Annotated in this window: 10 protein-coding genes; 4 read left to right on the top strand and 6 right to left on the bottom strand. The window is 66.1% G+C overall.

Annotation, left to right across the window (positions count from 1 at the left end):
* Positions 1 to 21 precede the first annotated feature (21 nt).
* The 3 genes from puuE to DKT77_RS02235 are packed head-to-tail and all read left to right on the top strand — an operon-like array spanning position 22 to position 3,409.
* Positions 22 to 1,437, top strand: a complete 1,416-nt coding sequence (gene puuE / locus DKT77_RS02245; RefSeq protein WP_109810120.1) for an allantoinase PuuE — start codon at positions 22 to 24, stop codon at positions 1,435 to 1,437.
* A complete protein-coding gene (locus DKT77_RS02240; RefSeq protein WP_109810119.1) occupies positions 1,434 to 1,922 on the top strand; it encodes an ureidoglycolate lyase in 489 nt (162 codons plus the stop codon). The genes puuE and DKT77_RS02240 overlap by 4 nt, the downstream gene beginning before the upstream one ends.
* Before the next feature lie 56 nt (positions 1,923 to 1,978).
* Positions 1,979 to 3,409: a nucleobase:cation symporter-2 family protein gene (locus tag DKT77_RS02235; RefSeq protein ID WP_109810118.1), complete on the top strand. Its 1,431-nt coding sequence runs from the start codon at positions 1,979 to 1,981 to the stop codon at positions 3,407 to 3,409.
* 27 nt (positions 3,410 to 3,436) lie between these two features.
* Here DKT77_RS02235 and zapE read toward each other — a convergent pair whose 3' ends face one another.
* The 6 genes from zapE to DKT77_RS02205 form a co-directional block, all read right to left on the bottom strand.
* A complete protein-coding gene (gene zapE / locus DKT77_RS02230) occupies positions 3,437 to 4,501 on the bottom strand; it encodes a cell division protein ZapE (RefSeq protein ID WP_109810117.1) in 1,065 nt (354 codons plus the stop codon).
* A 102-nt stretch (positions 4,502 to 4,603) separates the two neighbouring features.
* On the bottom strand, positions 4,604 to 5,638 hold the full coding sequence (locus tag DKT77_RS02225) for an ABC transporter substrate-binding protein (protein ID WP_109810116.1): 1,035 nt from the start codon (positions 5,636 to 5,638) through the stop codon (positions 4,604 to 4,606).
* 1 nt (position 5,639) lies between these two features.
* Complete coding sequence (locus tag DKT77_RS02220; protein ID WP_109810115.1) at positions 5,640 to 6,500, bottom strand: ABC transporter permease; 861 nt, start codon at positions 6,498 to 6,500, stop codon at positions 5,640 to 5,642.
* A complete protein-coding gene (locus DKT77_RS02215; RefSeq protein ID WP_109810114.1) occupies positions 6,497 to 7,363 on the bottom strand; it encodes an ABC transporter permease in 867 nt (288 codons plus the stop codon). Before DKT77_RS02215 ends, DKT77_RS02220 begins: the two co-directional genes overlap by 4 nt.
* Positions 7,360 to 8,157, bottom strand: a complete 798-nt coding sequence (locus DKT77_RS02210) for an ABC transporter ATP-binding protein (RefSeq protein WP_109810113.1) — start codon at positions 8,155 to 8,157, stop codon at positions 7,360 to 7,362. Before DKT77_RS02210 ends, DKT77_RS02215 begins: the two co-directional genes overlap by 4 nt.
* A gap of 76 nt (positions 8,158 to 8,233) precedes the next feature.
* The gene (locus DKT77_RS02205) at positions 8,234 to 8,899 is read right to left on the bottom strand and encodes a FadR/GntR family transcriptional regulator (RefSeq protein WP_109810112.1); all 666 of its coding nucleotides are present in this window, start codon (positions 8,897 to 8,899) and stop codon (positions 8,234 to 8,236) included.
* 116 nt (positions 8,900 to 9,015) lie between these two features.
* Between DKT77_RS02205 and DKT77_RS02200 the strand changes: the two genes are divergently transcribed.
* Positions 9,016 to 9,870, top strand: a complete 855-nt coding sequence (locus tag DKT77_RS02200) for a fumarylacetoacetate hydrolase family protein (RefSeq protein WP_109810111.1) — start codon at positions 9,016 to 9,018, stop codon at positions 9,868 to 9,870.
* The last annotated feature ends 15 nt before the right edge of the window (positions 9,871 to 9,885 follow it).

The raw sequence follows: 9,885 nt of genomic DNA, 5'->3' as shown, positions 1-9,885 counted from the left end.
ATCTTCCGGAGGATTTTCTTTATGTCTCGTTACCCTCGTGATTTTTGTGGTCATGGGCCTTTGGTTCCGGATCCTTGCTGGCCTGGGGGTGCGCGGATCGCGGTTCAGATCGTTTTGAACTACGAGGAGGGGGGCGAGAACTGCGTTCTGCACGGGGACGCGGCGTCGGAGGCGTTTCTGTCGGAGATCGTGGGCGCGGCGGCCTGGCCGGGCCAGCGGCACTGGAACATGGAATCGATCTACGAATACGGCGCGCGGGCCGGGTTCTGGCGGCTGCACCGGATGATGGCGGACCTTCCGGTCACGGTGTTCGGCGTGGCCACGGCGCTGGCGCGCGGCCCCGAACAGGTTGCGGCGATGCAGGCGGCGGGCTGGGAGATCGCCAGCCACGGGCTGAAATGGATCGAGTACAAGGACATGGACCCGGCGCAGGAGGCCGCCGACATGGCCGAGGCGATCCGCCTGCACACCGAGGTCACGGGCGCAGCCCCGCGCGGCTGGTACACCGGGCGCTGTTCGATGCAGACGGTGGAGCTGGCCGCGCAGACGGGCGGCTTCGCCTATGTCGCGGACAGCTACGCCGACGATCTGCCCTACTGGATCGAGGCGGGCGGGCGCGCGCAGCTGGTCGTGCCCTACACGCTGGACGCGAACGACATGCGCTTCGCCACGCCGCAGGGCTTCAATTCGGGCGAGCAGTTCTTCACCTACCTGCGCGACAGTTTCGATTGTCTTTACGCCGAAGGGGTGGCGGGCGCGCCGAAGATGATGTCGGTGGGGCTGCACTGCCGTCTTGCCGGGCGTCCGGGGCGGGCGGTTGCGCTGCGCCGGTTCCTCGATCACGTGCGCGGCCATGACGGGGTGTGGTTCGCCACGCGCGAGCAGATCGCGGATCACTGGGCGGCGACCCATCCGCCCGCGGCGGCCGGAACGCGCCCGTCGCGGATGGACCGGGCCGGGTTCGTGGCGGCCTTCGGCGGCGTGTTCGAACATTCGCCCTGGGTGGCGGAGCGGGCCTTCGCGCTGGAACTCGGCCCGGCGCATGACACGGCGACGGGGCTGTCCTCGGCGCTGGTGCGGGCGTTCCGCGGCGGATCGGAGGCGGAGCGGCTGGAGGTGCTGCGCGCGCATCCCGACCTCGCGGGCAAGCTGGCGGCGGCGCGGCGGCTGACGGCGGACAGCGCGGCGGAACAGGCGGGGGCGGGGCTGGATGCGCTGACCGACACGGAGCGGGCGTCGTTCACGCGGCTGAACGCGGCCTACACGGACCGGTTCGGCTTTCCGTTCATCATCGCGGTGCGCGACCACGACAAGGCGGGGATCCTGCGCGCGTTCGAGCGGCGGCTGGGCAACGCGCCGGAGGCCGAGTTCGCCGAGGCCTGCCGCCAGGTGGAACGGATCGCGGCGCTGCGGGTGCGGGACCTGCTGGCGCGATGAGCCGGACGATCGCCGCACAGCCGCTGACGCAGGCCGGGTTCGCGCCCTTCGGCGAGGTGCTGGAGGCGGCGGGGGCGCCGGACCGGATCATCAATCGCGGGCTGTGCGGGCGGTTCCACGACCGGGCGGGGCTGGATTTCGGCGACGGGCGGGCGGGGATCAGCCTGTTCCAGGCCGTGCCGCGCACGCTGCCGCTGGAACTCGACCTGCTGGAGCGGCACCCGGAGGGCAGCCAGGCCTTCGTGCCGATGGGGCCCGAGCCGTTCCTTGTGGTGGTCGCGCCCGACGACGGCGGGGTGCCGGGCCGCCCGCTGGCCTTCGTGACGGCCCCCGGCCAGGGCATCAACCTGCGCCGCGGCACCTGGCACGGCGTGCTGACCCCGCTGCACCCCCCGGGCCTGTTCGCCGTCATCGACCGCATCGGCCCCGGAGCGAACCTGCAAGAACACGACATCAACCCCCCCTACACCATCACACAAACCTGAACCCCAAAATAATCCAAACAATATCAGGGGGCGGATCACCTTTGAAGGGAGACACCATGGCAGACACATCGATCGGCACCGCGGCGCAGCTGCGCGATCCGGATTACATGCCCGCGCTGCACCGCGCGGTCCCGCTTGGCATCCAGCATGTGCTGGCGATGTTCGTGTCGAACGTCACCCCGGCGATCATCATCGCCGGTGCGGCGGGTTTCGGCTTCGGCTCCGACGCCGGGGCGCAGGGCTTTCCGGACATGACCTACCTTATCCAGATGTCGATGCTGTTTGCCGGTGTCGCCACGCTGCTGCAGACCGTCGGAATGGGTCCGGTCGGCGCGCGCCTGCCGATCGTACAGGGCACCAGCTTCGCCTTCATCCCGATCATGATTCCCCTTGTCGCCGGCAAAGGAGTGGATGCTCTGCCTGCGCTGTTCGGTGGCGTGCTGGTGGGCGGGCTGTTCCATGCCGCACTCGGGCTCGTGATCGGGCGGATCCGCTTCGCGCTTCCGCCGCTGGTGACCGGGCTCGTCGTCACGATGATCGGCCTCGCGCTGGTCAAGGTCGGCATCCAATACGCGGCGGGCGGCGTGCCAGCCATAAACACGCCAGAATACGGATCGCTGCTGAACTGGTCCGCCGCGCTGGTCGTGATCTTCGTCACGCTGGCACTGAAGTTCTTCGCGCGCGGCATGCTCGCGGTGTCTGCGGTCGTGATCGGTATCGCGGTGGGATATGTCTACGCACTGGCTATGGGCATGGTCACGCTGGACGGGATCGCCACGAGCTGGAGCCGCGCCGCGATGCTGCAGTTCCCGGTTCCGTTCAGCTACGGGATCGAGTTCAGCCTTGCGGCCATCGTGGGTTTCTGCCTGATGGCCTTCGTTTCGGCGGTCGAAACGGTCGGGGACGTATCAGGTATTACCAAGGGCGGCGCGGGCCGCGAAGCCACCGAAAGCGAGATCGCCGGTGCCACCTATGCGGACGGAATCGGCACGGCCGTCGCCGGCGTGTTCGGCGGCTTTCCCAACACCTCGTTCAGCCAGAACGTGGGCCTGATCGCCATGACCGGCGTCATGAGCCGCCACGTTGTGACCATCGGCGCGCTCTTTCTGATCCTGTGCGGGCTGGTGCCCAAGGTCAGCGCGGTGATCCGAACCATCCCGATAGAGGTGCTCGGCGGCGGCGTGATCGTGATGTTCGGCATGGTGGTCGCGGCAGGCGTCTCCATGCTCTCGGACGTGAACTGGAACCGGCGGAACATGGTCATCTTCGCCATCGCGCTGTCGGTCGGGCTGGGCCTCCAGCTTGACCCGAAGGCGGTTCAATACCTGCCCGAAACGGTGCATGTGCTGATGACCAGCGGGCTGCTGCCCGCCGCTATGATCGCCATCGTGCTGAACCTCGTACTGCCGGAGGACCTGGCCGACGAAGCGACCGAGGAAGTGTCTGGTGGCATGGCAGGGCACGGCAGGGGCCGCACGGACGGCTGATGCGGGTAGCCTCCGGCGACCGGCTGGTCAGGACGGCCAGCCGGGGGCCGTCATTTCGGCGAGCCGACTGACCACGCGCGCGAAGGCAAAGGCGTTCTCGTCGTCGCCGCACAGCGCGTCGGGAGGCGCATCCGCGCTGGCGACCAACCCGGTGCGCGCCTCGTAAAGCGCGTCGATCAGAAGGATAAACCGGCGCGCTGTGTCGTGCTGGCGGGCCCCGAGCTTCGGGATGTCCTCCAACACCAGCCACTGTGTGCGCTGCGCGAGGTGAAGGTAGTCGGCGGGGCCGAGTGGCCGGTCGCAAAGATCGTGGAAAGCCGCCCGGACCAGGTCGGCCCCGTCGGTCGTCAGCGTCAACGGGCGGCCCTGCACCCGAACCGTTTCGGCGCGCGGCGCGCCCTGCGCCAAACGGTCCCACCAACCCGATGTGAAGTCGCGTGCGGCCGCCCCCAGCGGGTAGATCAGGCGGCTGTCCTTCGCGCCGCGCCCGGTACGGTAGTCGCGCGGCCCGGCCAGTTTGACGACACCGCACTGTTGCCCGATCAGTTCGATGAACGGCGTGAACAGTTCGCGCTTCAGCCCGTCGCGATAGAGATCACCCGGCGCCGCGTTCGATGTGGTGACAAGAACGGTGCCCGCGTCGAACACCGCACGGAACAGCCGGTCTAGAATCGCGGCATCAGCGATATCGCGCACCTCCATCTCGTCAAGGACAAGAACCCGGAGCCCACCGCAGACCTGCGCGGCCGCCAGCGCCAGCGGATCGCCCGTGCGATTCTGCCGTGCGCTGTGCAGTGCGCGGTGGACCTGCTGCATGAAGTCGTGAAAGTGCAGCCGACGGGCGGGCACGCCGTCCAGCGCCGTGACGAACAGATCGACCAGCATCGACTTGCCGCTGCCGACGCTGCCCCAAATGTACAGCCCCGCCGGTGTGCCATTCCGCATGCGCTGGAACAGTCCGAGGCGGCGTGGCGGGTCTGCAAGCAGGCGCACCCGCAAGTCGTCAAGCGTTGCAGCGACCGCGCGTTGCCGCTCGTCGGAATGCAATGTACCCGCCGCGACACGCGCCTCGTAGCTGTCCAATACGCCCATTACCGTCCCCTGCCCTGTCGGCAGACCTTGGGCTGTGCCGCGCCGGGCTTGCAACCACGGCACGGGGCTTGTAGCGGCGCGCAGCCGCGCCGCCACCGCCGATCACATGTTGGCGTCGCGCCAGGCAGCGACCTCGGCCTCGACTTCCTCGCGCGACCAGTCGTTGGCCGGGGCGATCATCGCGGGCTGAAGGAACTCGGACGGATCAACCTGTTCCTCGATCAGGTCGAACTTCATCATTCCAGGCTGTATCGACGCCCATGTCGCGGTCTGAAGATCGCCCGCCAGTTCGGTCACCGACACGTTCAGGCGCATCGCGTTCTCGAGATACTGCTGGCCGAAGGTCGGGTCTTCCCATTCCTCGGGCACGGTCGTCCGCGCGATCTCGGCCACGACATCGGGGGCGAAGGTCGCCACGTACATCCCCTTGGACCAGGCGCGGAGGTAGCCTTCGATCAGCTCGCCCTTGTCCTCCAGCGTATCCGACATGCTGACGAAGACGTTGCCCGGCTTGTCCGACACTTCAGCCGGGGTGATCAGGTCGATCGCGATTCCGTTGGCACGGATCGCCAGCCAGTCCGGACCCGATCCGGCGATGGCCGCGACGGTCTGGTCGCGGAAGGCCGCGGCCAACGTCGGGCCCGCTTCGCCCACCACGACGCTGGTCACGTCGTTCTCGGTCATGCCGCGGGCATCGAGAGCGATCTTCAGCGTAACGAGGTCGCGGTCCGACACGAGACCCACGGTTTCACCGCGCAGGTCGGCCACGTCCGTGATCGCGCTTTCAGCGGAAATCGCGATGCCGTCGGGCGCCGTCTGCATCACCTCGTACACGACATTGATGTCGATGCCCGCGGCGACCGCCTGAAGCACTTCGGCCGGGTCCATCATCGCGATGTCCGCTTGACCGTTGCGCAGGAAGTTCACGAACGGAATCGGCGTTTCGGACGGCAGCAGGTTCACCTCCACGCCTTCTTCAGCGAAATAGCCAAGCGCTTCGCCAACGATCAGCGGGAAGTAGTTGGCCGACCGCTGCTTGGGCATGATCGCGTTGATGGTCGTCAGGTCCTGTGCCGTTGCGGGCAGCGCAAGACTGGCTGCCGTGGCCAGAAGCCCGGCTTTGACAAGCGTGTTCATTCTATCCTCCTCCTTTGGGTTTCAGTGTCGAAGTCGTAAGTTTTTTTGTTCTTGGCGCAGCTGTCCAAGCGGCCTGCCGTCTTCGACCAACGGCCTCCATGCGCGGGCCCCGTCGCCAGAACACGATCCGGTCGTCGAGGATTTCGATCAGGTAATAAAGCAGCAGTCCCAGCAGTGACATGCTGAGCAGCGCGGCTATGGCACTGCCCATGTCGAGCGCAAAGGACAGACGCTGCATCAGTACGCCGATGCCGGCCGTGCCCTGCGAGAATTCAGCCACCACCGCGCCGACGAGCGCCGTGGTGATCGATATCTTGAAACCGGCGAACACCATCGGCAGGCTGTCGGGTACCTGCAACTTGACGAAGGTCTGCCAGCGCGACGCACCGAGCGAGCGGAACATCTCCAGCGTGTCGCTGTCGGTGCGGGTCAGTGCGATCAACGTGTTCACGAAGACCGGGAAGAAGCACACGATCGCACCAAGCGCGATCTTGGAACTGTAGCCAAAGCCGAACCACGCGATCACGATGGGCGTCAGCGCCAGCCCCGGCGTCACGTTCAGCACGATAGCATAGGGCGACACGTAGCGCCGGAAGCTGTCGTTCAGCGCTGACCCGACCGCCAGCGCCAGCCCGAGCCCGCCGCCGATCAGAAACCCGGCGAAGGCTTCGTAGAACGTGATGGCGAAATGGCGATAGATCGTCCGGTCCTCGAAATAGAGCTTGACGATCCCCTCGCCGATCTCGACCGGGCGCGGCAGCAGTATCGTATCGATCCAGCCCAGCAGCGCCAGCACCTCCCAGGTGGTGATGACACCGACGAACACGGCAAGGTGGCGCAGGATAGACACCGGGCCGGTCATGTCCGCCCCTCTTCGCGGCGCGCCCAAGCGGAGGCGCGGCGGCGCGAGACGGCCTCGGTCCTGGCACGGTCGCCCCAGAACACAAGCCAGCGGTCGACGGCCTCCATGAAGCGCAGGATGAAGAACCCGATCGCCGTGAGGGTCAGCACGCAGACGAAGGCCGAGGCCATGTTCAGCACGCCGGTATACTGGTTGATGAGCACGCCCATCCCGGCATTGGCCGCGATGAATTCGGCCACCAGCGCCCCGCCCAGAGCAGAGGCCATCGCCAGCCGCAGCCCGCCCATGATCTCGGGCATGGCATCCGGGATCATCAGCTTGCGGAAGATCTGCAGTTTGCTGGCGCGCATCGAACGCATCATGTCCAATTCGTCATCATCGACATTGACCATGCCGTTGAGCGTATTGACGAACGGCGCGAAGAAGCACACCAGCATCACTATGGCCACCTTGGAGGTCCAGCCGAACCCGAAGGCCGCGATGATGACGGGACCGATGGCGATGCGGGGCGTCGCCTCGGTGATGATGACATAGGGCTTCATGTAGCGCCGAAGCGGTTCGACCAGTCCGACCACTACGGCAAGCCCGATCCCGAGCGCGGAGCCGGCAAGAAAGCCGATGCTCACTTCCATCATCGTCAGACCAAGATGGCTCCACACGTTACCCTGCACGACATAGAGCCGCCAGAACCCCGCGAGGATGTCGGTCGGAAGCGGAAAGAACAGCGCGTCGAGCGTGCCGGTCCGCACACCGACCTCCCACGCGGTCAGCAGCGACATCAGGATCGCGAGATGATTGAACATGATGCGGCGCGAGGTCGGCCCGACGGCGCCGCGCAGTGCGCGTTCGTCGGCCTCACTCATGCCACCGCCCCCAGCGTTGTGCGAACCTCGGCGACCAATTGGTTGAAATCGGGCGTCAGCTGCAACTCGGGGCTGCGGGGACGCGCAAAGGGCACATCGACGATCTTTGCCAACCGTCCGGGCCGGGGCGTCATCACGAACACGCGGTCGGCCAGGAAGATCGCTTCGCCGATATTGTGTGTCACGAACAGCGTGGTTGCGCCCACCTCACCAACGATGCGCATCAATTCGACGTTCAGATGCTCACGGGTGAACTCGTCCAATGCGCCGAAAGGCTCGTCCAGCAGCAGGATGTCGGCGCCGGTCTGAAGAAGCCGCGCCAAGGCGACGCGCTGCTGCATCCCGCCCGACAATTGGCTTGGAAATGAGAACGCGAAATCCTTCAGGCCGGTCAGTTCCAGCAGGTCCATCGCGCGGCGGCGGTCCTTGTCGGTGACACGCCCGGCGATCTCGGTTGGCAGCAGCACGTTCTCGATCGCGGTGCGCCAGGCCAGCAACGTCGGTTTCTGGAACATCATCGCCACGTCGTGGCGCGGCCCGGTCACCTTTTCACCGTGAACCGACAGGCTGCCCGCGCTGCTGCCCAGAAGCCCGGCCACGATCCGCAGCAACGTGGATTTGCCGCAGCCAGACGGGCCAACCAGTGAAATGAATTCGCCGGGCCGCACGTCGAAATCCGCGCCTTCCAGCGCGACAACACGGCCGTCTCCAAAGGTCTTGGTCACGCCGCGCGCGGCGATAACAGGCAGGTCGGCTGACGCCGTGCCGGTCGGCCGGAGTTCGGCTACAGTCATGATTTCCCCCCAATATCATGCGGCGTGCATGATCCGTTTTTCGTAGGCGGCCGATGTGGTCCGGTACGCAGGTGCGTCAGTATCCCAGCAGGTTGCCGCGGATCGTCAGCAGGTGTTGTCTCAGTTCCATTTCGGCCAGGTCCGCGTCGCGCATCCGAAGCGCAGCGACAATGCGTTCGTGATCAGCCTGATAGGCCGCGCGCACCTCGTTCGTCAGGCTGCGCCGTTTCATGACCCCCCATTCTGCCCCGTTCCGCGCCGCAGTGATCAGGCGATACGCCTCGACCATCAACGGGTTGCGAGTTGCGGCGGCGATCTCGGCGTGCAGTTCTGCGTCCCAGTGTTCGAACCCTTCGAAACTGTCCGCAGCCCCGCCTGCGTCAACGCAGCGCTGCATCGCGAGGAAGCTGGCCTGCGTGCCATGCTCGGCCACCAGCCGCGCGAAGGGTGGCTCGATCGCCAGCCGTGCCTCCATGATCTGGGCTGGGCTGGTCAGGTCCGCAACTTCGGCGCGAGGAGCGGCGTTTTCCGCCACATACGTCCCGCTACCCCCGACCCGGACAATCAAGCCCTCTCCTTCCAGATGGGCCAGCGCCGTGCGCACCGCGCTGCGGCTGACGGACAACTTTTCGCTCAGCGCACGCTCCGTCGGCAGGCGCGCACCGCCCGGGTACTGGCCGGCCTCGATCGCGCCGACGATGTAGGCGCGTACCGACTGGTCTGGAATGACGGATGTGCTCATGCTGAATCGGTATGATATTGGTTCGTTTGGTGTCAAGAAAAATAGTAATTGGTTGACAATTTGGTTGACCGTGGGCACTGCTGTGCAAAGTCTACGTCAAGCCAAGAGGTGCCCTGATGAAATTCGCCGCCGTCCGGCATGGATCCGACACGCGGATCGCCGTCGTGTCCGCCGACGACCAGTCGCTGACCCTGCTGCCTGCCGCGATCACGGACCTGCACCAGGTCATCACGGCGGATGCGCTGCCCGACCTTGACGGGCTGGAAACGGTCCCTGCAGGCGCAGTGCAGCTTCTCGCGCCGCTGCGTCCGCGCCGCAACATCATGTGCGTTGGCAAGAACTATTCGGAGCACGCGCGCGAGTTTGCCCGCAGCGGGTTCGAAGCCGGCGCGGTCGCGGGCAAGGACGTGGACGACTACCCAGCGCTGTTTTCCAAACTGCCGTCAACGGTGGTCGGGCCGGGCACCGCGATCGACCTGCATCCCGATGTTACATCCAAAGTCGATTACGAAGCGGAACTTGCCGTCATCATCGGCACCGGCGGACGCGCGATTCCGAAGGACCGCGCCTACAATCACATCTGGGGCTACACGATCCTGAACGACGTCACCGCGCGCGACCTGCAGCGCAACCACAAGCAGTGGTTCCTCGGCAAGTCGCTGGACAGCTTCGCGCCGATGGGCCCGGTGGCGGTCACCGCCGACGCGCTTGATCCTGAAGACCTGACCGTCCAGTGTCACGTCAACGGCGCATTGCGGCAGGACGCGAACACCCGTGACCTGATCTTCGACATCCCCACGCTGATCGCGACCCTGTCGGCGGGTATCACGCTGGAACCTGGCGACATCATCGCCACCGGCACGCCGGCCGGTGTAGGTATCGGAATGGACCCGCCGTGCTTCCTTGCGCCTGGCGACACCGTCGCGATCACGATCTCGGGGATCGGCACGCTGACAAATACCTGCACCTGATCGGGCACGACTGCA

The organism is Meridianimarinicoccus roseus (genome assembly GCF_003172915.1).
In the GTDB taxonomy this organism is placed as follows: Bacteria; Pseudomonadota; Alphaproteobacteria; order Rhodobacterales; family Rhodobacteraceae; genus Meridianimarinicoccus; species Meridianimarinicoccus roseus.
The sequence above is the reverse complement of the archived record's forward strand: the minus strand, read 5'-3'. Positions and strand labels throughout refer to the sequence as shown.